Annotated in this window: 22 protein-coding genes; 12 read left to right on the forward strand and 10 right to left on the reverse strand. The window is 74.4% G+C overall.

The window, feature by feature from the left end; translation table 11 throughout:
- Positions 1-52: 52 nt before the first annotated feature.
- A complete protein-coding gene (locus V5D56_RS15715; protein ID WP_435736224.1) occupies positions 53-751 on the reverse strand; it encodes a YczE/YyaS/YitT family protein in 699 nt (232 codons plus the stop codon).
- Between the two features lie 62 nt (positions 752-813).
- Between V5D56_RS15715 and V5D56_RS15720 the strand changes: the two genes are divergently transcribed.
- Positions 814-2,355, forward strand: coding sequence for a PLP-dependent aminotransferase family protein (locus V5D56_RS15720; RefSeq protein WP_435736225.1), 1,542 nt, complete (start codon positions 814-816; stop codon positions 2,353-2,355).
- A gap of 77 nt (positions 2,356-2,432) precedes the next feature.
- Here V5D56_RS15720 and V5D56_RS15725 read toward each other — a convergent pair whose 3' ends face one another.
- Genes V5D56_RS15725 through V5D56_RS15740 form a run of 4 tightly spaced genes read right to left on the reverse strand, consistent with a single transcriptional unit; the run spans position 2,433 to position 4,615 of the window.
- Entirely contained in the window at positions 2,433-2,642 is a 210-nt protein-coding gene (locus tag V5D56_RS15725; RefSeq protein WP_435736226.1) for a hypothetical protein, read from the reverse strand.
- Positions 2,639-3,757 (reverse strand): quinone-dependent dihydroorotate dehydrogenase, encoded by a 1,119-nt coding sequence (locus tag V5D56_RS15730; RefSeq protein ID WP_435736227.1) that lies wholly within the window; start codon positions 3,755-3,757, stop codon positions 2,639-2,641. The genes V5D56_RS15725 and V5D56_RS15730 overlap by 4 nt, the downstream gene beginning before the upstream one ends.
- On the reverse strand, positions 3,754-4,245 hold the full coding sequence (locus V5D56_RS15735) for a hypothetical protein (protein WP_435736228.1): 492 nt from the start codon (positions 4,243-4,245) through the stop codon (positions 3,754-3,756). The genes V5D56_RS15730 and V5D56_RS15735 overlap by 4 nt, the downstream gene beginning before the upstream one ends.
- A 13-nt stretch (positions 4,246-4,258) precedes the next feature.
- Entirely contained in the window at positions 4,259-4,615 is a 357-nt protein-coding gene (locus tag V5D56_RS15740; protein ID WP_435736229.1) for a hypothetical protein, read from the reverse strand.
- A gap of 69 nt (positions 4,616-4,684) precedes the next feature.
- Here V5D56_RS15740 and V5D56_RS15745 point away from each other — a divergent pair, with 69 nt between their 5' ends.
- A complete protein-coding gene (locus V5D56_RS15745) occupies positions 4,685-6,190 on the forward strand; it encodes a leucyl aminopeptidase (protein WP_435736230.1) in 1,506 nt (501 codons plus the stop codon).
- A 23-nt stretch (positions 6,191-6,213) separates the two neighbouring features.
- Here the strand turns inward: V5D56_RS15745 and V5D56_RS15750 are convergent, their stop codons facing one another.
- Entirely contained in the window at positions 6,214-6,453 is a 240-nt protein-coding gene (locus V5D56_RS15750; RefSeq protein ID WP_435736231.1) for an oxidoreductase, read from the reverse strand.
- Between the two features lie 370 nt (positions 6,454-6,823).
- Here V5D56_RS15750 and lpdA point away from each other — a divergent pair, with 370 nt between their 5' ends.
- The 3 genes from lpdA to V5D56_RS15765 all read left to right on the forward strand — a co-directional run bounded on the left by lpdA (position 6,824) and on the right by V5D56_RS15765 (position 11,092).
- Complete coding sequence (gene lpdA, locus V5D56_RS15755; RefSeq protein ID WP_435736232.1) at positions 6,824-8,218, forward strand: dihydrolipoyl dehydrogenase; 1,395 nt, start codon at positions 6,824-6,826, stop codon at positions 8,216-8,218.
- A gap of 31 nt (positions 8,219-8,249) precedes the next feature.
- A complete protein-coding gene (gene sucB, locus V5D56_RS15760) occupies positions 8,250-10,079 on the forward strand; it encodes a 2-oxoglutarate dehydrogenase, E2 component, dihydrolipoamide succinyltransferase (RefSeq protein WP_435736233.1) in 1,830 nt (609 codons plus the stop codon).
- 122 nt (positions 10,080-10,201) lie between these two features.
- Positions 10,202-11,092 (forward strand): TIGR01777 family oxidoreductase, encoded by an 891-nt coding sequence (locus V5D56_RS15765; protein ID WP_435736234.1) that lies wholly within the window; start codon positions 10,202-10,204, stop codon positions 11,090-11,092.
- A 25-nt stretch (positions 11,093-11,117) separates the two neighbouring features.
- Here V5D56_RS15765 and V5D56_RS15770 read toward each other — a convergent pair whose 3' ends face one another.
- Together V5D56_RS15770 and V5D56_RS15775 are read right to left on the reverse strand one after the other, a co-directional pair.
- Positions 11,118-12,632, reverse strand: a complete 1,515-nt coding sequence (locus V5D56_RS15770) for a hypothetical protein (RefSeq protein ID WP_435736235.1) — start codon at positions 12,630-12,632, stop codon at positions 11,118-11,120.
- A gap of 76 nt (positions 12,633-12,708) precedes the next feature.
- The gene (locus V5D56_RS15775; RefSeq protein ID WP_435736236.1) at positions 12,709-13,749 is read right to left on the reverse strand and encodes a Gfo/Idh/MocA family protein; all 1,041 of its coding nucleotides are present in this window, start codon (positions 13,747-13,749) and stop codon (positions 12,709-12,711) included.
- A 159-nt stretch (positions 13,750-13,908) separates the two neighbouring features.
- Here V5D56_RS15775 and V5D56_RS15780 point away from each other — a divergent pair, with 159 nt between their 5' ends.
- Positions 13,909-14,625 (forward strand): HNH endonuclease family protein, encoded by a 717-nt coding sequence (locus V5D56_RS15780; protein ID WP_435736237.1) that lies wholly within the window; start codon positions 13,909-13,911, stop codon positions 14,623-14,625.
- Positions 14,626-14,634: 9 nt separating this feature from the next.
- Here V5D56_RS15780 and V5D56_RS15785 read toward each other — a convergent pair whose 3' ends face one another.
- Complete coding sequence (locus V5D56_RS15785; RefSeq protein WP_435736238.1) at positions 14,635-16,992, reverse strand: MMPL family transporter; 2,358 nt, start codon at positions 16,990-16,992, stop codon at positions 14,635-14,637.
- A gap of 37 nt (positions 16,993-17,029) precedes the next feature.
- Here V5D56_RS15785 and V5D56_RS15790 point away from each other — a divergent pair, with 37 nt between their 5' ends.
- The 5 genes from V5D56_RS15790 (at position 17,030) to V5D56_RS15810 (ending at position 21,560) form a co-directional block, all read left to right on the forward strand.
- Positions 17,030-17,560, forward strand: a complete 531-nt coding sequence (locus tag V5D56_RS15790; RefSeq protein ID WP_435736239.1) for a MarR family winged helix-turn-helix transcriptional regulator — start codon at positions 17,030-17,032, stop codon at positions 17,558-17,560.
- 9 nt (positions 17,561-17,569) lie between these two features.
- Positions 17,570-18,250, forward strand: a complete 681-nt coding sequence (gene lipB, locus V5D56_RS15795; RefSeq protein WP_435736240.1) for a lipoyl(octanoyl) transferase LipB — start codon at positions 17,570-17,572, stop codon at positions 18,248-18,250.
- Between the two features lie 92 nt (positions 18,251-18,342).
- A complete protein-coding gene (locus V5D56_RS15800) occupies positions 18,343-19,686 on the forward strand; it encodes an MFS transporter (RefSeq protein WP_435736241.1) in 1,344 nt (447 codons plus the stop codon).
- A gap of 108 nt (positions 19,687-19,794) precedes the next feature.
- The gene (gene lipA, locus V5D56_RS15805) at positions 19,795-20,805 is read left to right on the forward strand and encodes a lipoyl synthase (protein WP_435736242.1); all 1,011 of its coding nucleotides are present in this window, start codon (positions 19,795-19,797) and stop codon (positions 20,803-20,805) included.
- 11 nt (positions 20,806-20,816) lie between these two features.
- Complete coding sequence (locus V5D56_RS15810) at positions 20,817-21,560, forward strand: DUF4191 domain-containing protein (RefSeq protein WP_435736243.1); 744 nt, start codon at positions 20,817-20,819, stop codon at positions 21,558-21,560.
- 148 nt (positions 21,561-21,708) lie between these two features.
- Here the strand turns inward: V5D56_RS15810 and V5D56_RS15815 are convergent, their stop codons facing one another.
- Positions 21,709-22,185 (reverse strand): RDD family protein, encoded by a 477-nt coding sequence (locus tag V5D56_RS15815; protein WP_435736244.1) that lies wholly within the window; start codon positions 22,183-22,185, stop codon positions 21,709-21,711.
- Between the two features lie 256 nt (positions 22,186-22,441).
- Between V5D56_RS15815 and glnA the strand changes: the two genes are divergently transcribed.
- Complete coding sequence (gene glnA, locus V5D56_RS15820) at positions 22,442-23,866, forward strand: type I glutamate--ammonia ligase (RefSeq protein ID WP_435736245.1); 1,425 nt, start codon at positions 22,442-22,444, stop codon at positions 23,864-23,866.
- Positions 23,867-24,002: the final 136 nt, after the last annotated feature.

Genomic DNA, 24,002 nt, shown 5'->3' on the forward strand with positions numbered 1-24,002 from the left:
CGTCCCACCGGCCCGGGCGTCGGGCATGCCTCCCTCGCCCGGGCCGGGAGCCTCATCGCGCCGGCGCGGTCTCCCCCGCACGCGGCACCGTCGCCACGTCCGCCGTCGTCCGGTCGTCCGTCGCCACCGCCGTCGCCCGGCGCGCACGACGCCCGCCCGGCTGGTCACGCGGGGCGAACCAGCGCGCCGTGGCCTGGACGATCGGACCGACACCGACGGCGTAGGCGAGCGTCGCCCAGCCGAGCGTCCCGCCCAGCGCCCAGCCGAGCGAGACCACGACCACCTCGATGAGCGTGCGCACGAGCCGCACGGACCGGCCCGTCCGGGCGACGAGGCCCGTCATGAGGCCGTCGCGCGGCCCGGGGCCGAGGCGCACGCCGAGGTAGGCCGACGTCGCCACGCCGTTGAGCACGACGCCGCCGAGCGCGAGGGCGACGCCCGCCACGGTCCCCGGCGAGGGCACGACCCGCTCGACGAGCGCGATCGCCGGGTCGATGGTCACGCCGATGACGACGACGTTCGCGAGGGTCCCGATCCCCGGTCGCTGCCGCAGCGGGATCCACGCCAGCAGCGCGAGCGCGCTGAGGGCCACGACGACGACACCGAAGGGCAGCCCGGTGCGCTCCACGATCCCCTGGTGGAGCACGTCCCAGGGCATCCCGCCCTGACCGGCGTGCAGGAGCATCGCCATGGACAGCGAGTAGCCGAGCAGGCCGAGGAAGAGCTGGACGGTGCGGCGGAACGGTGACATGGCCACCATCCTGTGGTCTGATTGGCATCGCCTTCTATAGCCAATGGGGAGAGAGTGGCCTGATGAGTACTGCGCGTGCGACCCGCGACGAGGTGCGGCCGACCGCCCGGCCCGCCCCCGCGAGCGCCGGGCTCGACGTGCACCGTCACCTCTCCCCCGCCGCGGCCGTCCGGCTCCTCGGTCGCTGGCACGCGGGCGGACCCGCCTACGTCGCGCTCGCGGACGCGCTGCGCGCCGCCGTGCTCGCCGGCACGCTGGCGCCGCACACGAGGCTGCCGTCAGAGCGCGACCTCGCGACCGCGCTCGGCGTCTCCCGCACGACGACGGCCGCAGCCTTCCGTCGGCTGCGCGAGCTGGGCTTCGCGCGGTCGCGCACGGGCGCGGGAACGGTGGTCGTGCTGCCGCACGGCGGCCGACGCCGGTCCGCGGCGCGACCCGCCGGGGGCGACGCCCCGGCGCCCGCCGGTCTCGCGGGCACCGGGGTCGCCGCCGACCTCGCCGACCTGTCGCAGGCGACGTCGGCGGCGCCGTCCGGGCTGCACGGCGCCTACGGGCGCGCGCTCGAGCGCCTGCCCGAGCACCTCGCCGGCGGCGGGTACGAGCCCTACGGCGTCGCGGCGCTGCGCGAGGCGGTCGCGGCGCGCTTCACCGCGCGCGGCACGCCGACGGACCCCGACCAGATCCTCGTCACCACGGGTGCCCAGCACGCGATCGCGACGCTCGCCGCGACGCTCCTCGGCACCGGCGACCGGGCCGTCGTCCAGTCGCCGACCTACTACCACGCGATGGAGGCGATGCGCCGGGCCGGGGCACGTCTCGTCGCGCTCCCCGTGGGCCGCGGCGGACCGGGGTCGGCGCCGGGCTTCGACGTCGGCCTCTTCGAGTCCACGCTGCGGCAGGTGTCACCGCGGCTCGTCTACCTCGTCCCCGACTTCCACAACCCGACGGGCTACACGCTCACGCCCGACGAGCGCGCGGGGGTCCGCGAGGCGGCGGCGCGCCACCGCGTGACCGTCATCGGCGACGAGACGCTCACCGACCTGTCCCTGGACACGGACCCCCACGACGAGGGAGACGTGGCGCCGCCGCTCGCCGGGGACGGCACGTCGCCGTACCTCGTCACCGTCGGCTCGGCGTCGAAGTCCTTCTGGGGCGGCCTGCGCGTCGGGTGGGTGCGCGCGCACCCCGACCTCGTCGCGCGCCTGGCCCGGACGCGGCAGTCGGCGGACATCGCGACCGCGCTGCTCGAGCAGCTCGCGGTCGTGGAGCTCTTCGAGGACCGGACGGCCGTGCTCGCCGAGCGACGCGTCATGCTGCGCGAGCAGCGCGACCACGTGTGCCGCCTGCTCGCCGACGCGCTGCCCGACTGGGACGTCCCCGTGCCACCCGGCGGCCTGTCGCTGTGGGCCGGGCTGGGCGCGCCGCTCGCGCACGCGTTCGCCGCGGCGGCGACCGCCGAGGGCGTGCTCGTCAACGCCGGGCCGACCTTCACCCCGGACGGCAGCTCGACCGACCGGGTGCGCCTGACGTTCTCCCGCCCGCCCGACGAGGTCGCCGGCGCGGTGCGGCGCCTCGCGGCCGCGTGGGACCGCGTGCGGGGCTGAACCACCGTGCGCCGTCAGTCCGCGACCCCCTGGACGCGGTCCGCCCGGCCGCGATCGCCGGCGGACACGCCCTGGGCTCAGCCCGCCCTGAGCTCCACCGGCGCCGTCGCCTGCGCGCCGTCGTGCAGGAGTCGCGCGACGACCGCGCCGCTGGCCGCGAGCGTGCGCCACGTCTCGCCGAGCCACTGCTCGGCGTCGAACTGCGTCGTGAAGACCGGGCTCACCGGAGCGCCGAGCGGGCGCCCGTCGGCGTCGTCGAGCTCCCAGACCCACTGCGGCCGGATCATCGCGTCTCCTCCGTGTCCGTGCTGCTCGTGCCCCGCACGTTCGCACCCGGCTCCGGGTGACGCACGAGCGAGCGGTTGATGCGGGCCGCCCACAACGGGCCCTGGTAGAGGAAGCCCGTGTAGCCCTGGACGAGGTCGGCGCCCGCGTCGAGGTAGTCGCGCGCGTCGTGCGCCGTCGTGATGCCACCCACGCCGATGATCGCGCGCCGGTCGCCGAGGCGCTCGCGCAGGCGCGCCACGACCGCTCGTCCGCGGGCGAGGACCGGCGGGCCGGACAGCCCGCCCGGGCCGCGGTCGTGACCGATCGTCGTGTTCACGGCCACCACCCCGTCGAGGTCCAGCTCGTCGACGAGGTCCGCGACCGCGTCGACGTCCTCGTCGGCCAGGTCGGGCGCGATCTTCACGAGGAGCGGCACGCGACCGACGCCCGCGGCGGCGGTCGAGGCGTCGGCGGCCTCGCGCACCGCCACGAGGATCGGGCGCAGCGACTCGACCTCCTGGAGGTCGCGCAAGCCGGGCGTGTTGGGCGACGACACGTTGACGACGAGGTAGTCCGCGAACGGGGCGAGCAGGCTCGCGCTCGTCGCGTAGTCGCCCGGCGCCTCCGCGGCCGGCGTGACCTTCGTCTTCCCGACGTTCGCCCCGACGATCACCGCACGACCGGCGGGCGTGGAGCGCAGCTCCTCGAGCCGTCGGGCCGCCGCCGCCGCGCCCTCGTTGTTGAAGCCCATCCGGTTGCGCACGCCGCGCACGTCGAGCTCGCGCCACAGGCGCGGCTTCTCGTTGCCCGGCTGGGCGTGCGCGGTCACGGTCCCGATCTCGACGAACGCGAACCCCAGCATCGTCAGCCCGCGCACCGCGCGCGCGTTCTTGTCGAACCCGCCCGCGAGGCCGAACGGCGCCGGGAAGACGCGTCCGAGCACCTCGACGCTCCCGCGCCCCCCGACCCCCCGGCCGAGGTAGGGCGCGAGCGCACCCTGCACGACGTCGCGCAGCACGGGCACCCGGCCGGCGGCGGAGATGAGGGTGAACGCGACCTCGTGGGCCCGCTCGGGGTCCATGCGGGTGAAGACGGTGTCGAACAGCAGCGAGTACAGGACCGGGCGGCGGCTCATGCGACGTCCTCCGAGGTGTCGTGGGCGGACGGGCGGGTGGTCCCGCTCGCGGGCGGGACGTCGTCGGGCAGGCTGGCGTGCGGGTCGTCGGGTACGGCGCGCGTGCGCCACAGCCACCACAGGCCGACGAACGGCAGGACGAGCGGCACGTAGCCGTAGCCCTGACCGAAGCCGGACCACACGGTCGCGCGCGGGAAGGCCGCGGCGTCGACGAGCGAGAGCGTCCCGACGGCCAGCACGCCGACGAGCTCGACCCCCACGGCGCACCAGGCGACCCGCCGGGCCACCGGACCGCCGCGCGCGAGGGCGACGGTGGCGACGACGTACACGAGCGCGGCGAACGCCGACAGGCCGTACGCGAGCGGCGCCTCGTGCCAGTCGCGCAGGAGCTGCACGCCGGCGCGCGCCGTGGCGGCGACGGCGAAGATGCCGTAGACGACGACGAGGAAGCGGCCGAACCCGCTGCCGGTCGGGCGGGGTGCGCTCATCGAGACCTCCGGGTCACGTGTTCCAGATCTGCCAGACCCGCCACTCGAGGAAGGCCACCGTGAGCGCGGCGACGGCGAGCACCACCGAGCTCCAGCGCGTGCGCTCGGCGAACGCCCACAGCGCGGCCACCGGCAGGACGAACAGCGCGGTCACGAGGTAGCCCCACAGGAGCACCGGGTCCGTCGGCGCGGTCCCCGTCGCACCCAGGACGCCGAGGACGACGCCCTGCACGAGGATCAGTCCCTCGACGACGGCGGCGCCCCAGAGCTGGCGCAGGACCACGGCCTGGTCGCGCACGACGTAGACGGTCGCCCAGCCCGCGAGCGCCACGCACGCCGCGACGACGGCGAGCACGAGGGGAAGGACCACGCCGCCGAGCGTACCGGCGGTCGTACGCCCAGGCGGAATCGGGCCGGGTCCGGGGTTAGCATCGCCGGTGTGGCTGAACTGATCGTCTCCAGCAAGAGTCCCGCCGGTGCCAAGGTCGACGTGCTCGTCGTCGGCACCCACACGTCGTCGGACGGCGTCGCGATCGTCGGGGGCGACCTGCCCCGCGCGGTCGTCGCCGGTCTCGAGGACCTCGCGCCCGCGCTCGGCATCACCGGGGCCGCCGACGAGGTCCGCAAGGTGCCCGGGGGCGCCGACCTCGCGGCCGACGTGCTCGTGCTGGTCGGGCTGGGCGCCCGCCGTGCCGACGGCACGTTCGGCACCGAGACGCTGCGCCGGGCCGCGGGCGCCGCGGTGCGCGCGCTCGCCGGCACGGGCTCGGTGGCCGTCGCGCTGCCCGTCGAGGACGTCGAGGACGTCGCAGCGGTCGCCGAGGGCGCTCTGCTCGGCGCCTACGCGTTCGCGCGGTACCGCACGGGCGAGGCCGCGACCGCTGCGTCGGCGCAGCCGGTCGCGACGATCGAGGTGCTCGCCCCGAACGCCCGCAGCGCTGCCGTCAAGACCGCCGTCGAGCGTGCTCGGGTCGTGGCGGACGCCGTCAACGCGACGCGCGACCTCGTCAACGCCGCGCCGAACGACCTCTTCCCTGCCGCGTTCGCCGACGCGGCGAAGCAGGCGGTGAAGGACTCCGGGGCCAAGGGCCTCAAGGTCACCGTCCTCGACGACAAGGCGCTCGTGGCCGGCGGCTACGGCGGCCTCGTCGGGGTGGGTCAGGGCTCGACGCGCGGGCCGCGGCTCGTCAAGGTGGCGTACTCCCCCGCGCGGCCCGCGGCGAAGGTCGCTCTGGTCGGCAAGGGCATCACGTTCGACTCGGGCGGCATCTCCATCAAGCCCGCGAAGGGCATGGAGGCGATGAAGTCCGACATGGCGGGGGCCGCAGCGGTCCTGAGCACGGTCGTCGCGGCGGCCCGCCTGGGCCTGCCGGTCGCCGTCACCGGGTGGCTGTGCCTCGCGGAGAACATGCCGTCGGGCACCGCGCAGCGCCCGTCCGACGTCATCACGATCCGCGGCGGGAAGACGGTCGAGGTGCTGAACACCGACGCCGAGGGCCGCCTCGTCATGGCGGACGGCCTCGTCGCGGCCGTCGAGGAGAAGCCGGACGTCGTGCTCGACGTCGCGACGCTCACCGGTGCGCAGATGGTCGCGCTGGGCAACCGCGTGTCCGCCGTGATGGGTGCGGAGGCCGTGCGGTCCGAGGTCGTCGCGGCCGCGGACGGCGCGGGCGAGCAGTTCTGGCCGATGCCGCTGCCCGAGGAGCTCGGGGCGTCCCTGAAGTCGAAGGTCGCCGACCTCGCGAACATCGGGGACCGGTTCGGCGGCATGCTCGTCGCCGGGCTGTTCCTCCAGGAGTTCGTCGGGTCGACGCCGTGGGCGCACCTGGACATCGCGGGACCCGCGTTCAACGAGGGTTCGGCGCACGGGTACACGCCCGTGGGCGGGACCGGCGTCGCGGTGCGGACGCTGCTGTCGCTCGTCGAGGGCCGCGCCGGGCGCTGAGCCCCGAGGGACTCGCGCCGGCGTCAGCGCCGACGCTGGCGCGAGTTCCAGTCCCGCATGCGCTGCGGGTATCCCGTGAACCGCACGTTGTAGACGGGCACGCCGAGCGAGCCCGCGACGTCGAACGCGGTCCGCTCGTCCGGCACGCGTCGACGCGTCCACTCGCCGGTCGTCGCGATGAGCAGGAGCGTCGCCCCCGTGTCCTGCGTCGGCGGCTCGACGTACGCCTCGACACCGACGCGCGTGCGGACGAAGTCCTGCATGTGCGCGAGGGTCGCCCTGCGGGCGTCCGACGATGCTGCCGGGGACGAGGCCGCGGCCGAGCTCGTGGTCGGACGACGGGAGAAGAGTCGTGAGAGCCGGGACACACCGGCAGGGTACAGCGCGGCGCTGGACGGTTCCCGGGCGGGAGACGGGCGACGTCCGTGCGACACCGGGGCGCCGGTCCACCCCGCTCCTGTCTCCATCGTCACAGCCGCCAAGGCCGTCCTCGATTGGGGAGGCGGTGCCCGAGGTGCCAAGATGGCTCCGGAGAACGTTCACGTACCGTGGGCCGGGACCCACCGGTCCCGTCGGCCCGTCGTCGTGCCGTGGACGTCCGACACCGCTCTCCCCTCCCTGAAGGAGTCGCACGTGGCCGAACCCGCCACACCATCCGGCACCCCGTCGGACGTCGTCGTCCTGGGCGGAGGCAGCGCCGGCTACGCGACGGCGCTGCGGGCCGCGCAGCTCGGCCTCGACGTCGTGCTCGTCGAGTCGGGCAAGCTGGGCGGGACGTGCCTGCACAACGGGTGCATCCCGACGAAGGCCCTGCTGCACGCGGCCGAGCTCGCCGACGGCGCGCGAGAGGGCGCCCGGTTCGGTGTCCGCAGCACCTTCGACGGCGTCGACATGGCCGGGGTGAACAGCTATAAGGACGGCGTGGTCGCAGGGCTCTACAAGGGCCTGCAGGGACTCGTCGCGTCGCGCGGCATCACCTACGTCGAGGGCCACGGTCGCCTCGTCGGGCCGGACACCGTCGAGGTCGACGGCACCCGGTACACCGGCCGCCACGTCGTCCTCGCCACCGGCTCGTACTCCCGGACGCTGCCCGGTCTCGAGATCGGCGGCCGCGTCGTCACGTCCGACCAGGCGCTCGGCCTCGACCGGGTCCCCTCCTCGGTGGTCGTGCTCGGCGGCGGCGTCATCGGCGTCGAGTTCGCGAGCGTGTGGCGCTCCTTCGGCGCCGACGTCCAGATCGTCGAGGCGCTGCCCCACCTCGTCCCGAACGAGGACGTGGCGCTGTCGAAGTCTCTCGAGCGCGCGTTCCGCAAGCGCGGCATCCAGTTCTCGCTCGGCGACCGGTTCGCGGGCGTCAAGGAGACCGACTCCGGGGTCACGGTCACGCTCGAGTCCGGGAAGACCTTCGACGCCGAGCTGCTGCTCGTCGCGGTCGGTCGCGGACCCCGCACCGCCGACCTCGGGTACGAGGAGCAGGGCGTCACGCTCGATCGCGGCTTCGTCGTGGTCGACGAGCGCCTGCACACCGGCGTCGGCAACATCTGGGCCGCGGGCGACATCGTCCCCGGTCTGCAGCTCGCGCACCGTGGGTTCGCCCAGGGGATCTTCCTCGCGGAGCAGATCGCCGGCCTGGAGCCGACGCCGATCGTCGAGTCGTCGATCCCCCGCGTGACGTACTGCGAGCCCGAGGTCGCGTCCGTCGGGCTCACCGAGGCCGACGCGCGCGAGACCTACGGGTCCGAGGCCGTCGAGGCCCTCGAGTACAACCTCGCGGGCAACGGCAAGAGCAAGATCCTCGGGACGAGCGGCTTCGTGAAGCTCGTCCGCCGCAAGGACGGCCCCGTCGTCGGTGTGCACATGATCGGTGCGCGCGTCGGCGAGCTCGTGGGCGAGGGCCAGCTCATCGTGGGCTGGGAGGCGTACCCCGAGGACGTCGCCGCCCTGGTCCACGCCCATCCCACCCAGAACGAGGCACTCGGAGAGGCGCACCTGGCACTTGCCGGCAAGCCTCTGCACGCCCACAACTGACCCCCAACGATCGAAGGAGACCAGGCAGGTCATGTCTGAGAACGTGCAGATGCCGGCACTCGGCGAGTCCGTCACCGAGGGCACCGTCACCCGTTGGCTCAAGAACGTCGGCGACACCGTCGAGGTCGACGAGCCCTTGCTCGAGGTGTCCACCGACAAGGTCGACACCGAGATCCCCTCCCCCGTCGCAGGCGTCCTCGAGCAGATCCTCGTCCAGGAGGACGAGACCGTCGAGGTCGGCGCGAACCTGGCCGTCATCGGTTCCGGCGAGGGCGGCGGCTCCGCCGCGCCCGCGCAGGCCGAGGAGCCCGCCGCCGAGGAGAAGCCGGCCGAGGAGCCGGCCCCCCAGGCCGCGGACCCCGTCGCCGCCGCGCAGGAGACCCCGGCGCAGGAGGCCCCTGCCCAGGAGGCTCCCGCTCCCGCAGGAGGCTCGGGCGGCGAGGAGATCAAGCTCCCGGCGCTCGGCGAGTCCGTCACCGAGGGCACCGTCACCCGCTGGCTCAAGGCCGTCGGCGACAGCGTCGAGGTCGACGAGCCGCTGCTCGAGGTCTCGACCGACAAGGTCGACACCGAGGTCCCGTCGCCCGTCGCGGGCACCGTCCAGCAGATCCTCGTCCAGGAGGACGAGACGGTCGAGGTCGGCGCGGTCCTCGCGATCGTCGGCTCGGGCGCGGCCCCGGCCGCGGCGCAGGAGGCTCCGCAGCAGGAGGCTCCCGCGGCGGCGCAGCCGCAGGAGACGCCGAAGCACGAGGAGCAGTCGGCGCAGGATCCCGTCACCGCGCAGACCCCGGCCAGCGAGGCGGACGTCCCGGCGCAGGCGGCCCAGGAGGAGGCGCCCGCGACGAGCGCTCCGTCGGAGCCGGCGAAGCCCGCGCAGGCAGCTCCCTCGGCACCGGGTGCGACCCCGGCGCCGGCGGCGAAGGCTGGCGGCACGTACCTCACGCCGCTCGTGCGCAAGCTCGCGGCCGACAAGGGCGTGGACCTGTCGACCGTGACCGGCACGGGTGTCGGGGGACGCGTCCGCAAGGAGGACGTCCTCGAGGCGGCTCGCAAGGCCGAGGAGGCCAAGGCGTCCGCCGCGGCCCCTGCCGCCGCGTCGGCTCCGGCCGCGCCGAAGAAGCCGTCCGTGCCCGCCGTGTCGCCGCTGCGCGGCACGACGGAGAAGACGAGCCGGCTCCGCAAGCTCGTCGCGAGCCGCATGGTCGAGGCGCTCAGCACCCAGGCCCAGCTCACGACGGCGGTCGAGGTCGACGTCACGCGCGTCGCCGCGCTGCGCAACCGCGCGAAGGCGGACTTCAAGGCGCGCGAGGGTGCGAACCTCACGTTCCTGCCGTTCTTCACGCTCGCCGCGGTCGAGGCGCTCAAGGCCTACCCGAAGATCAACGCGACCTTCGCCGAGGACGAGATCACGTACCACGGCCAGGAGAACGTCGGCATCGCGGTGGACACCGAGCGTGGTCTCGTGGTCCCCGTGATCAAGGACGCGGGCGACCTCAACCTCGCCGGCATCGCGCGCAAGATCGCCGACCTCGGCGCACGCACCCGTGCCAACAAGGTCGGGCCCGACGAGCTCGCGGGCGGCACGTTCACCATCACGAACACCGGGTCGGGCGGCGCGGTCTTCGACACGCCGATCGTCCCGGTCGGTCAGGTCGCGATCCTCGGCACGGGCACGATCACGAAGCGCCCGGCCGTGGTGACGGACGCGGACGGGAACGACACGATCGGCATCCGCTCGACGTGCTTCATCTTCCTGTCCTACGACCACCGCCTGGTCGACGGCGCCGACGCCGCGCGCTTCCTCACCTCGATCAAGAACCGGATCGAGGAGGGCGCGTTCGAGTCCGAGGTCGGTCTCTGACCGGCACGCTCGTGCGCTGACACCGCGCCTCCTCCGAGGGCCTCCGACCGCACCGGTCGGGGGCCCTCGGTGCGTCCGCGGCACCGGTGCACGCGACCCGCCGGGACCCGTACGGTGGACCCATGGACATCGTGGTGGCCGGCTCGCACGGACTGATCGGCGCCGAGCTGCTCGAACGGCTGCGCGAGGACGGGCACCACGTGCGTCGGCTCGTGCGGCGACCGCCGCAGACGAGCGACGAGCGCCAGTGGGACCCCGACGCCGGGATCCTCGATCCCGCGGCGCTCGAGGGCGCGGACGCCGTCGTCAACCTCGCGGGCGCGGGCGTCGGGGACCACCGCTGGACGACGGACTACAAACGGACGCTCGTCACGTCCCGTACGCGCACGACCGGTCTTCTCGCGCGCACGCTCGCCGGTCTCGACCGCCCGGTGCCGGTCTGGGTCCAGGGGTCGGCGATCGGGTACTACGGCGACCGCGGCGCGCAGGTCCTCACCGAGACGTCCGCGTCGGGCGACGGCTTTCTCGCACGCCTCGTGCGCGAGTGGGAGGCGGCGACCGCTCCCGCGCAGGACGCCGGGGTGCGGGTCGTGCACGCACGCACCGGCATCGTCCTGTCGTCGGAGGGCGGTGCGCTGGGCCGTCTCCTGCCGCTCCTGCGCCTGGGGGTCGGCGGCCGCCTCGGTTCCGGCCGGCAGTACTGGAGCTGGATCACCCTGCGCGACGAGGTCGCCGCCCTGCGGCACCTCCTCACCGCACCCGTGCACGGCCCGGTGAACCTGTGCGCACCGGTGCCCGCCACCAACGCCGAGATCACGTCCGCGCTCGCCCGCGCGCTGCACCGCCCGGCGATCGTCGCCGTGCCGTCGTTCGCTCTGAAGATCGCGCTCGGCGAGCTCGCGTCCGACATCCTGGGTTCCCAGCGGGCGCTGCCGACCGTGCTGGAGGCGAGCGGCTTCCGGTTCAACGACCCCGAGCTCGACGCCGCTGCCCGGTCGGTGGTCGAGGGCTGAGCAGCCGGGGAGACGTCAGCAGACGTCAGCCCAGCACCTCGGCGACACGCCAGCCCGCGTCGGTCCAGCGCAGGACGAGGCCCACGGTGGTCCGCGGCGTCGCAGGAACCTGGACCTCGCCCTCCGGAGTCCGCTGGCGGTGGGCGCTCACCGCGTAGTCGACCTCGACGTGCGCCTCGTCCGCGGGCGCGGACGAGCCCTGCCGCGCGTCGAAGACCTCCACCTGCGCGTCGAGCACGACGGTGCCCTCGAGCTCGGCCAGGAGCTCCTGCTCGCTCGTCGCCGCGGGCGTGCCGGGGACGACCACGGCCGCGAGGTCTCCGCCGCCGCCCGTGACGAGGGCCAGGTGCCGGACCGTGAGCTCGTGGGCGGCGCCCAGCGGGTCGTCCCGGTCCGCCGTGGGGTCGGACGCGGAGCCCGTCGAAAGATCGGTCGCGGCGCTGCGCGTCGCCGGCCCGTCGCCCGGGGTCGGCGTGCCCTCCGGCGTGCCTGCGAGCTGGAGCAGGACGACGACGAGGGCGACGCAGCCCGCGACGATCCCGGTGGCCGCCAGCACCGCGCGCGTGACGCCACCGCGCCCCGGAGCCCCGGCCGTCCGCTCAGCGGCCCGCCCGGGCGCACGGGCCGCACGGCCCGGACGTCCGCCGGCCGTGCGGGGACCGACCCGGCGCGCACGAGCCACGTCCCTGCGCGAGCGGGACGCCCTGGGTGCCGGACCTGGCTCCGCGGTCGCGACCCCCGCCGTCGTGCGCCGCCCGCCGAGGGCGGCGGCCACGAGCCGCGCCGGGTCGGGCATGGTCACGGGCCGGGGCTCGACCGCGTCGTAGCAGCGGGCGGCGAACGTCCCCGCCGCCGGGCGGGCCTGGGGGTCCTCGCGCAACGCCACGACGAGCTCGCCGTGCAGCGCAGCCAGGTCCCGCGCCTCGTCCGGGTCCGCCGGCGGCCCGCCGGACGCGGGGTGGCTCGACGCCGGTGGCGGGACGAGCCCGAGCGCGAGCCGCGCCAGGTCGCGCACGTCGTCGGCCGCGGTCCCGTCGCCTGGCGTGAGCGGTGGCCGGACCACGGCACGGCCGTCCGGGGAGAGCACGACCGCCCGGGCGTCGAGCGACCCGTGCACGCGTCCGGCGCGGTGGAGCGCCGCGAGCGCCTGTGCGACCGGGACGAGCACGGTCACGGCCTCCCCCGCGGTGAACGGGCCGCGGGCCGCGGCGAGCTCGTCGAGACGCAGCCCTTCGACGTGCTGGCTCAGGACGGCGAGGCCGCCGTCTCCGGTCTCGACGACGGCGCGCACCGCGACGAGGTGCTCGTCGCCGCCGCCCAGGCCGTGCAGGTGGTCGACGAGCGCGGTGCGGGCCGCGGGCTCGTCGGGCACCGCGACGACGCTGATCGTGCAGTCGTCCCCGGCCGCGTCCCGCGCGACGAGGCCCCCGGGGGCGCCGGGACGGGGCAGCACCTGCCAACCCGCTGCGGTGAGCGTCTCGATCGCGCGCGGGGTGACGGCCGGAGGGTCGGTGACGTGCGACGGCGGCGAGACGGGCATGGACCCCATCTCACCGTGCCGAGAGCCGCAGCGACGGGTTATCCACAGGACGGACGGTCGCCGGCGCGTCGTCCGGTCAGACGTCGATCCGACGGCCCTCGGCGTCGCTGCGCCGCGCCGCGTCGAGCACCTCCGCCGTGCGGACGGCGTCGCGCGGGTCGACCGGGACGGGACCGCCGTCGAGCAGCCACGCGGCCACGGCGCGGTAGAAGTCCGCGTGGCCACCGGGGGCGCGCTCCACGGCGACGCGCTCGCGACCGTGCGTGACCCAGCCCTCGGAGCCGGCCGGCGCAGCGTCGTCGAAGACCTCGAACGGCGACGCGTCGTTCTCGAAGGTCGTCACGACGTACGCTCCCGCCGACCCGAGGACCCGCGTGCGCGGACCGGGCGCCCCGACGACGGAACCCGCCCAGAGCCGGCTCACGACCGCGTTCCCCGTCGCGTCGGGAGCGTGGTGGAGCACGAGGAAGACGTCGTCCTCCGTCGGGGTCGTCAGGGAGCGGAGCTCGGCCCACACCGACGTCACGGGCCCGAAGAGCTGCGTCGCGGAGTCGACCAGGTGCGGACCGAGGTCGAGGAGGAGCCCACCGCCGACGGGGTCGTTCTCCTTCCACCGCTGCTGGGGCACGGGCCGCCATCGCTCCCAGCGGCGCTCGAACGTATGCACGGTCCCGAGGTCGCCCTGCTGGAGCACGTGCCGCAGCGTGAGCTGCTCGGGGTCCCAGCGCCGGTTCTGGAACACCGTCAGGGGCGTGCCGGCGGCCTGCGCGGCCTCGACGACGCCGCGCGCCGACGCCGTGTCCAGGGCGAGCGGCTTGTCGACGACCGTCGGGACGCCGGCCTGCGCGAGCGCCGCGGCGTGCTCGGCGTGCAGCGCCGTCGGGCTCGCCACGACGACGACGTCGTAGGAGTCGCGGTCGGCCACGAGAGCGGTGAGGTCGTCGTGCAGGTGCACCCCGGGCCAGTCCTCGGCGGCGGCCGCCCGCCGTTCGGGCGAGCGCACGACGACCGCGGTGACGACGTGCCCGGCCTCGCGCACGAGCCGCGCGTGGATGCCCCGTCCCGCTCCCCCGTACCCGACGACCCCGACCCTGAGCGGACGTTCTGCGCTGACCATGCGCACCAATCTAGTCGGCGAGCACCGCCCGACGACGGGTCGAGACCGGGTCGGAGCATGCGTCCGGCTCTGGCAGAATGTGCGCGTTGGTCCGGATTGGTGTACTGCGTGCGGCTCCTGCGCACGCGGGTCGAGGATCGGATTCGGGAAGGTCGTCCCTTGAGCACCACGAGCCGTCGGGTTCCTCGACGCACCGTCCTGCGCTACGTGCTCGTCGCGCTCGCGCTCCTCATCGTCCTCGCGAACGTGCTCGACGAGGAGTCGGCCGCGGTCGACGCGCCAGAGCCCGTGGCGACGGAGGGCACGGCGCTCGCCGCGCTCGCGCGCCTGGACGTCAAGGGGCCGGGGCCCGACACCGGCTACGAGCGCGCCGAGTTCGGCAGCGCGTGGGCCGACGTGGACGACAACGGCTGCGACACGCGCAACGACGTCCTCGCGCGCGACCTCACGGACCTCACGTTCTCCACGCGCGGCGAGCCGTGCGAGGTCCGCACGGGCACGTTCCTCGACCCGTACACCGGGGAGACGATCGAGTTCCGCCGCGGCAACGCGACGAGCGCGGCCGTGCAGATCGACCATGTCGTCCCGCTGCTCGACGCGTGGCGCAAGGGCGCGCGCTCCTGGGACGCGCAGACGCGCACGCGCTTCGCGAACGACCCGCTCAACCTCCTGGCCGCGGACGGACCCTCGAACCAGTCGAAGGGTGCGCGCGACGCCTCCGCCTGGCTCCCGCCGAACCACGCGTTCCGCTGCCCGTACGTGGCGCGGCAGATCGCCGTGAAGGCGGAGTACGGGCTGTCCGTCACGCCGTCCGAGGCCGAGGCGATGGAGCGCGTCCTCGCGGACTGCCCCGCCGAGCCGATCCCTGCGGGCTAGGTCCCTCCCTCAGCTCGCGCCGCGCCCCGCAGGGGCGGCCGGCGCCGCGGGCTCCCCGGGCTCGTCCGGCTTCCCCGGCTCGTCCGAGCCACCGTCGGTCCGCCCGAGCGCGCTCGGCCACCACGAGCGGCGCCCCACGTCGTGCACGAGCGCCGGCACGAGCAGGCTGCGCACGATGAGCGTGTCGACGAGCACGCCGAACGCCACGATGAAGGCGAGCTGGGCGAGGAACAGCAGCGGGATGATGCCGAGCGCCGCGAAGGTGGCCGCGAGCACCACGCCGGCGGAGGTGATGACGGACCCGGTGACGGCCAGCGCGCGCAGCACGCCGCGCCGGGTCCCGACCCGCAGGCTCTCCTCGCGCACGCGCGTCATGAGGAAGATCGAGTAGTCCACGCCGAGCGCCACGAGGAAGCAGAACGCGTAGAGCGGCACCGCCGGGTCCGCCCCGGGGAAGTCGAGGACGTGGTTGAACACGAGCGCGGCGACACCGAGCGCGGCGCCGAACGACAGCACGTTGGCCGCCATGAGCAGCACCGGGGCGACGACCGAGCGCAGCAGCAGGATGAGGATGAGCAGGATCACGACGAGCACGACCGGCACGATGGTCCGCAGGTCGCTCTGCCCGGCGAGCTGCGTGTCGAGACGCTCCGCCGCCGCTCCCCCGACGAGGGCGTCGGGCGAGACGTCGTGCACCGCGTCGCGCAGCGCGGACACCGTCTCGACGGCCTCCTGGCTGTCCGACGGCGCGTCCGTCGTCACGTCGACCCGCACCTGCCCGTCGACGACGAGCGGGTCGCCCTGGGCGGGCGCACCCGGCGCGGGCGCCGGCTGGTCGGTCACGGGGCTCGCCGAGGCGACGCCGTCGGTCGCCTCGGCGGCGTCCACGACGGCCTGCACGTCGGCCTCGGGCGCGACGACGATCGCGGGCTGCGCGGAGACGCCCTCGAAGTGCTCCGTGAGGACCTCCTCGCCGTCGACGGAGTCGACCTGGGTGAGGAAGACCTCCGAGTCCCCGGTGCCGTCGGCGTCGAGCGTCGGGACGAACGCGGCGCACGCGGCGAGGACGAGGGCGGTCACGATCCAGACCGGCCGGTCGTGGCGCCCGACGAAGCTCGCGACGCGCGACCAGACGCCGTGGCCCTCGACGCTCACGGCGTCCTCGGACGACGTCGCGGCCCGGGCGACGTCCGCACCTGACCCGGGGACGGCGTCGTCGGGCAGCGCGTGCTCGCCCGCGAACCGCGGCATGCGCGGCCAGAACAGGGCGCGCGAGCGCTGGCCGGCGACGAGGAGGAGCGCGGGCAGCAGCGTGAGCGCCGCGACGAAAGCGGCCGCGATCCCGATCGCGGCGACGGGCCCGAGGCTGCGGTTCGAGGAGAGGTCGGACAGCAGGAGGCACAGGAGCCCGGCGATCACGGTGCCGGCGCTCGCGGCGATCGGCTCGACCGACGCGCGCACCGCGCGGCGCAGCGCCGTCACGGTCGAGCGCACGAGCCGCAGCTCCTCCCGGTACCGCGCGACGACGAGCAGCGAGTAGTCGACCGCGGCGCCGACGACGAGGATCGAGAGGATGCCCTGCGACTGCCCGTTGAGCGTGAGGACGTCCGCGGCGGCCAGGTGGTAGACGACCAGGCCGGCCAGCGTGAGCGCGAGCACCGCGGTGAGGATGACGAGGAACGGCAGGACGGGCGAGCGGTAGACGATCGCCAGGATGATCAGGACCGCCCCGAGAGCGACGAGCAGCAGGACCGTGTCGATCCCGCCGAACGCTGTGACGAGGTCGGCCACGAACCCGGCCGGCCCGGTGACGTAGACCTCGAGCTCCGTCCCCGCGAGCCCGCCGTCCGCCACGTCCGCCGCGGCGAGGTCGCGCAGCGCGCCGACGGCGAGCTCGCTCACGCTGTCCTCGTCCGCACCGACACGGTCGGACGCGACGGCGGCGTCGAGCGAGACGACGACGAGCGCCGCCTCGCCGTCCTCGGACGGCACGACGACCGGGTCGGCAGTGGACACGTCGCCGACGGTCCGCGGCTCGTCGCCCGAGGTGCCCTCGAGCTCCGCGTCCGGCACGGCCGCGGCGTACGCCTCGAGCGCGGCGAGATCGTCCGCGGCGAGCGCCGACCCGTCGCCCGTCGAGGCCACGACGAGCGCGGGGAGCGACTCCGTGTCCACGAAGTCGTCCGCGAGCTCGGCGGCCTGCGTGGACTCGGCGCTCGCCGGGAGGAACGCGGCGGCGTCGTTGGTCTGGACGGTGCTGAGCTTGCCCTGCGCCTGTCCACCGAGCGCGCCGATCACCATCCACACACCGATGACTGCGACAATGATCAGCCCGCGGAGGATCCCGCTCGTCCTGTTGCTCAGCATGCTGAGGAATGGTGCCATGGCGGAGGGAGGAATGCACGTGGAGAGACCGGCCGTGCGCCGTGCCGACGGGTCGGACGCCGATCCGACCTTCGCCGACCCCACGTCGGCCGACCCGGCGTCCGCCGATCCGACCGAGTGGCCCACGGGCCGGATCCTGTTCGCCGTCGCCCGCCGCATCGAGCGGTCGTGGAACGCCCACCTCGCGCAGTGGGACCTCAACCACGCCGGCTTCCCCGTCCTCATGCACCTGCTCGGCGGGCCACGGTCGCAGCGCGAGCTCGCCGCCGACTCCGGCGTGACGGAGCAGACGATGAGCCGCATCGTCGCGCGCCTCGAGCGCTCGGGATACGTCACGCGGACGGGCGACCCGGAGGACCGGCGTCGCCGGGTCGTCGCGATCACCGACGCGGGTCGTGCCGCCGGGCTCACGGCGGCCCGTCGGCGCCCCGCCGAGGACCTCGCGACCCGCGGCCTCGACGACGACCAGGTCGCCGCGCTGCGGGAGCTGCTCCTGACGATGCTGGAGACCTTGCCCACAGCGCCCCGCGCACCGCGCGACGAGGGCTAGCCTGGCCCGATGGACGTGCTCACCCTGCCCGCCCGGACGGACTACCACGAGGCGTGGGAGCTCCAGCGCTCCGTGCACGACGCCGTGGCGTCGGGTGCCCGCGAGGACACCCTGATCCTCGTGGAGCACCCCGACGTGTACACGGCCGGTCGCCGCACCAACCGCACCGACCGCCCGGACGACGGCACGCCCGTCGTCGACGTCGACCGGGGCGGGAAGATCACGTGGCACGGCCCCGGGCAGCAGGTCGTCTACCCGATCGTCCGGCTCGCGGAGCCGGTCGACGTCGTCGCGTACGTCCGGGCGCTCGAGGACGCGGTCATGACGGTGTGCGCCGGTCTCGGGCTCGAGACGATCCGCGTCGAGGGACGCAGCGGGGTGTGGCTCGCGGCAGACGCGTCCCGGCGTGAGCGCAAGGTCTGCGCGATCGGCGTGCGCGTGGCCCGCGGCGTCACGATGCACGGCCTCGCGCTGAACTGCGACCCGGACCTGGCACGCTTCGAACGCATCGTGCCGTGCGGGATCGAGGACGCCGACGTGACTTCGCTCACCACGGAGCTCGGCCGGACCGTCACCCTCGCCGACGTCGCGCCCGCGCTCGTCCCGGCGCTGGAGGACGCGCTGGCCCCGCTGCGTGCCGCCACGTCCGGCGCCGCTGCGGGGCGCGCCACGGCGCTCACCGCCGGCTAGCGCACACCCCGCGCTATCCTGGGGGCTCAGGGAAGTCTTGCGCTCCGGAGTTCGGGTGGGTCGGCGCGCGACACGTCGACCCTGGACACCGCATGACACGTTCCGCACTCCCCGCCCCACCCACCCAGACACCGGCAGCCGGGCCGTCGCCGAGCGACGGGCGCCGCGGCGCCCTCGAGCGGACCGGCGCCTACGCCCGCCTCCCGCGCCTCGCGGGACCCTGGTTCCTCCCCGTCGCGTTCCTCGCGCGGCTGCCGTTCTCCATGCTGACGATCGGCACGCTGCTGCTGGTCACGCAGACCACCGGCTCCGTCGGCCAGGGCGGCCTCGCGTCCGCCGCGACGGCGCTCGGCACCGCCGTCGGCGGGCCCACCCAGGGCGCGCTCGCCGATCGCGTCGGGCAACGCCGCGTCGTGCTGGTCTGCGCACCCCTCGCGGGCCTCGCGGTGCTCGCTCTGCTCGCCGCGACCGCAGGGCCCACCGGCCCGGCGGCTGCCGTGCTCGGTGCCGCGGCGCTCGTCGGGGCGTCGGTGCCGCAGGTCGGACCCTTGGCGCGGGTGCGCTGGATCGCGCTCACCGCCGACGAGCCGCGCACCCTGTCCGCGGCGATGAGCTACGAGAGCACCGCGGACGAGGTGAGCTTCGTGCTCGGCCCCGCGCTCGTGGGCGTGCTGGCGGCGCTCGGCTCGCCGCGGACGGCGATGCTCGCCGCCGCCGCGCTCGTCGTCGTCGCCGGCACGGCGTTCGCGCTGCACCCGACGGCGCGCGCCCGGACGGGGACGAACCGCCCGCAGGCCGCCCGCTCGACCCGCCCGACCGGGCCCCGCGCCGCGCTGCGCCTCGTACGGGTCGAGGCGGTCGCCGTCGTCGGCATGGTCGCGATGGGCCTCGTGTTCGGCGGCACGCAGGCCGCGCTCACGGCCCTCACGCGCGACGTGGGATCCCCCGACCTCGCCGGGCTCGTGTACGCGGTGCTCGGCGTCGGGTCCGCGATCACGGCGCTCGCGGTCGTCGCGCTGCCCGACCGCTGGTCCCAGGCCGGCCGGTGGACGACGTTCTCGGGGGGGCTCCTGGTCAGCGCCCTCGCGCTCCTCGGGGCGGCGTCCACCGGCTCGCTGCCGCTCGTCGTCGCGGCGGTCGCCGTCGCGGGCCTGTTCGTCGGGCCGGTCATGGTCACGGTCTTCACCGTCGCGGGTCGCAGGGCGCCCGCCGGTCGGACCGCGGCGGCGATGACGCTCGTCGCGAGCGCGAACGTCGTCGGCGTCGCGCTCGGGGCGACGAGCGCGGGCCTGCTCGCGGAGTCCGCATCGACGACCGCGGCGTTCGCCGTCCCGGTCGTCGCGGCGACGCTCCTGCTCGCGGCCGGGATGTCGCTGACGTCACGTCCACGTGCTGGTCGCCGGGCGGGGACGAGCGCGGCGGCTGCCGTACGCTGACCTGAGTCCGGCGTCGTACCGGGCGTCGCGCCCACCGGCGAGGCGCCCTCCTGACCGCTCGCGGTCTGGCGCCGGCGCTCACCCCGCCACGACGACCGGGAGACACCCGTGACGATCGCACCTGAAGGCCGGCGCATGCTCCGGGTCGAGGCCCGCAACGCCGCGACGCCGATCGAGAAGAAGCCCGAGTGGATCAAGACCCGCGCGACGATGGGCCCCGAGTACTCCGAGCTCAAGGGACTGGTCAAGCGCGAAGGGCTGCACACGGTCTGCGAGGAGGCGGGCTGTCCCAACATCTTCGAGTGCTGGGAGGACCGTGAGGCGACCTTCCTCATCGGTGGCGACCAGTGCACGCGACGCTGCGACTTCTGCCAGATCGACACCGGCAAGCCGGCGGACTTCGACGCCGACGAGCCGCGCCGTGTCGCCGAGTCCGTGCAGGCGATGGGCCTGCGCTACTCGACCATCACGGGCGTGGCCCGCGACGACCTGCCCGACGGCGGCGCCTGGCTCTACGCGGAGACCGTCCGCCAGATCCACGCGCTCAACCCGGGCACGGGCGTCGAGCTCCTCATCCCGGACTTCAACGCGATCCCGGAGCTGCTCGACGAGGTCAACGGCTCACGCCCCGAGGTGCTTGCCCACAACCTCGAGACCGTGCCCCGCATCTTCAAGCAGATCCGTCCCGGCTTCCGGTACGAGCGGTCGCTCTCGGTGCTCACGCGGGCGCGCGAGGCCGGCCTCGTGACGAAGTCCAACATCATCCTCGGCATGGGCGAGACGATCGCCGAGGCGAAGGACGCCCTCCAGGACCTGCACGACGCGGGGTGCGACCTCGTCACCATCACGCAGTACCTGCGCCCGTCGGTGCGTCACCACCCGGTCGACCGGTGGGTCAGGCCGGAGGAGTTCGTCGAGCTCTCCGACGCGGCCGAGAAGATCGGGTTCCTCGGCGTCATGTCGGGGCCGCTGGTCCGCTCGTCCTACCGCGCGGGGCGCCTGTGGGGCCAGGCGATGACGCGCCGCGGCATGGAGATCCCGACGGCGCTCGCGCACCTCGCCGAGCCCACCACCTCGCGCCAGGAGGCCGCGAGCCTCCTCGCCCGCGCACCCCACTAGACTGAGGGACCATGGCCCGCAAGAACTCCGACGCCACCGGCGCGCCCGCGGCCGGCGAGCCGGTCGGCAAGCAGAAGAAGCCCAAGAAGCAGCGCTGGTACCACCAGGTGTGGGCCGCGTACCAGATGACGCGCAAGCAGGACCCCGCGGTCACGTGGATCATGCTCGGCGTGTTCCTCGGGGTCGTGGCGGTCGCCGTGGGCATCGGCCTGTGGTGGGGCCAGTGGGTCTACACGCTCATCGTCGGCATCCCGTTCGGCCTGCTGGGTGCGATGTTCGTGCTCACCCGCCGCGCGGAGCGTGCCGCCTACAGCCAGATCGAGGGCCAGCCGGGCGCAGCGCGCGCCGCGCTCGGCACGATCCGCCGCGGCTGGACCTTCGACGAGGAGCCCGTCGCGATCGACCCCCGCACGCAGGACCTCGTGTTCCGCGGCGTCGGGCGTGCGGGCGTCGTGCTCGTCAGCGAAGGCCCGGCGCACCGCGCGAACAGGCTCCTCGAGAGCGAGCGCAAGCGCGTGACCCGCGTCCTGCCGAACGTCCCCGTGACGACGATCCAGGTCGGCAACGAGGAGGGCCAGGTCGCTCTGCAGAAGCTGCCGCGGACCGTGCAGAAGCTCAAGCCGACCCTCACCAAGCCCGAGACGGCGCAGGTCTCCAAGCGTCTGCGCGCCCTCGGTGCGGCCCGGCTGCCGATCCCCAAGGGCATCGACCCCACGCGGGCCCGCCCCGACCGCAAGGGCATGAAGGGCCGCTGACCGGTCCCCGCAGCTTCCGATACCGCTGCACGACGACGCCCGGCCGGGCGAGGAGCACCACCTCACCGGCCGGGCGTCGTCGTCCCCGCGACCCGTCAGCCCGGTCTGGCGGAGGGAGGCGCGGTCGCGCGGAAGAGCCCGCGGTGCTTCAGGTGCGGACGAGCACCGTGCCGGCGGCGCGGTCGTGCAGACCTCGGCCGTCGGAGTCCCAGACGACCGCGGGGATGACGAGCAGCAGCAGGGCGGTGCGCAGGAGGGCGCGCCCGACGCCGACCATGCGCGTGGGAGCCGCGAGCCGGTGCACCCGCATGCCGAGGAGCCGGTGACCGACCGTGAAGCCGAGAGTGCTGACGAGCAGCACGTTCTCGATCGCGAACACGAGCGGCTGCGACCACACGGGCAGCGCGGAGACGCCCTCGAAGAACCCGGGCGCGGCAGGTCGGAAGAACAGGAAGGCGACGAGGGTCGCGAGCGTCCAGTCGATCACCAGAGCGACGACGCGCCGTCCGACCGTCGCGAGCGAGCCCGGACCCTCCGGCGGGAGCCCGAGCCGGGCACCGCGCCCTTCCTGCCGACCCCCGGGCGTGCCCTCGAGCCACGAACCCATGTCTTCGCGTGAAACCACGGGTCCAGCGTACGTGCCCGCCGGTGGACACCCGCGGCGCCTGCCGGTCGCGCGGCGGTACTGTGCGTCACGGCGCTCGATCCGCGTGGGTCGAGCGCGCCCTCGCGTAGCACGACCGTCACACAGGGACGCGGGACGTAACACGCCCGAAACAACGGGTACACGGCGGGGAAACCGCCGCGGCCTAGGTTCGTGGGCGCCACGTCAGCGGCTCGTGCCGCGCGGCCCGACGGCACCACCGATCAAGGAGCAACGGATGTTCAACAACGCGGAGGAGGCAATCGCCTTCACGCGGAACGAGGGCGTCGAGTTCGTCGACGTCCGGTTCTGCGACCTGCCCGGCATCATGCAGCACTTCAACATCCCCGTCTCGCAGTTCGACGAGGCGGCGTTCGAGGACGGCCTGATGTTCGACGGATCCTCGATCCGCGGCTTCCAGGCGATCCACGAGTCGGACATGAAGCTCGTGCCGGACGTCAAGACCGCGTTCGTGGACCCGTTCCGCAAGCGCAAGACGCTCGTCGTGAACTTCTCCATCGTCGACCCGTTCACGGGCGAGCCGTACTCCCGCGACCCCCGCAACATCGCGGCGAAGGCCGAGGCGTACCTGCGCTCCACCGGCATCGCGGACACGGCGTTCTTCGCCCCCGAGGCCGAGTTCTACCTGTTCGACGAGGCGCGCTTCGCGACGAACCAGCACTCGAGCTTCTACTACCTCGACTCGATCGAGGCGGCGTGGAACACGGGCCGCGAGGAGGAGGGTGGCAACCTCGCGTACAAGACGCGCTACAAGGGCGGCTACTTCCCCGTCTCCCCGTCGGACCGCTTCGCGGACCTGCGCGACGACATGTGCGCGACGCTGGAGCAGGTCGGCCTCGACGTCGAGCGCGCGCACCACGAGGTGGGCACCGCCGGCCAGCAGGAGATCAACTACCGCTTCAACACGCTGCTCCACGCGGCCGACGACCTGATGAAGTTCAAGTACGTCATCCGCAACCAGGCCTTCGAGGCCGGCAAGTCGGTCACGTTCATGCCGAAGCCGATCTTCGGCGACAACGGCTCGGGCATGCACTCCCACCAGTCCCTGTGGAAGGACGGCAAGCCGCTGTTCTTCGACGAGAAGGGCTACGGCGGCCTGTCGGACATCGCGCGCTGGTACATCGGCGGCCTGCTCAAGCACGCCCCGTCGCTCCTCGCGTTCACGAACCCGTCGGTGAACTCCTACCACCGCCTGGTCCCGGGCTACGAGGCCCCGGTCAACCTGGTCTACTCGGCCCGCAACCGCTCCGCGTGCATCCGCATCCCGGTCACCGGCTCCTCCGCCGGTGCCAAGCGCGTCGAGTTCCGCGTGCCGGACCCGTCGGCCAACCCGTACCTCGCGTTCGCCGCCCAGCTGCTCGCCGGCATCGACGGCATCAAGAACCGCATCGAGCCGCCGGAGCCGATCGACAAGGACCTCTACGAGCTGCCGCCCGAGGAGCACGCGCAGATCCAGCAGGTTCCCGCCTCGCTCGGTGAGGCGCTGGACAACCTCGAGGCCGACCACGAGTTCCTCACGCAGGGCGACGTCTTCACGCCGGACCTCATCCAGACGTGGATCGACTACAAGCGCACCAACGAGATCGACCCGATCCGTCTGCGCCCGCACCCGCACGAGTTCGAGCTCTACTACGACATCTGACAGACGGGGCTCCTAGCCCCTGGTGAGTCGCCCGACACGGCGGCTGACGTGCGCGATCGCCTTCGGGCGACGCGCCGCGTCAGCCGCCGTCTCGCGTTCGCGGTGTCATCGACGCGTTCTCGACCACCGCCCGGCG

The organism is Cellulosimicrobium sp. PMB13 (assembly GCF_051294865.1).
GTDB lineage: Bacteria > Actinomycetota > Actinomycetes > Actinomycetales > Cellulomonadaceae > Cellulosimicrobium.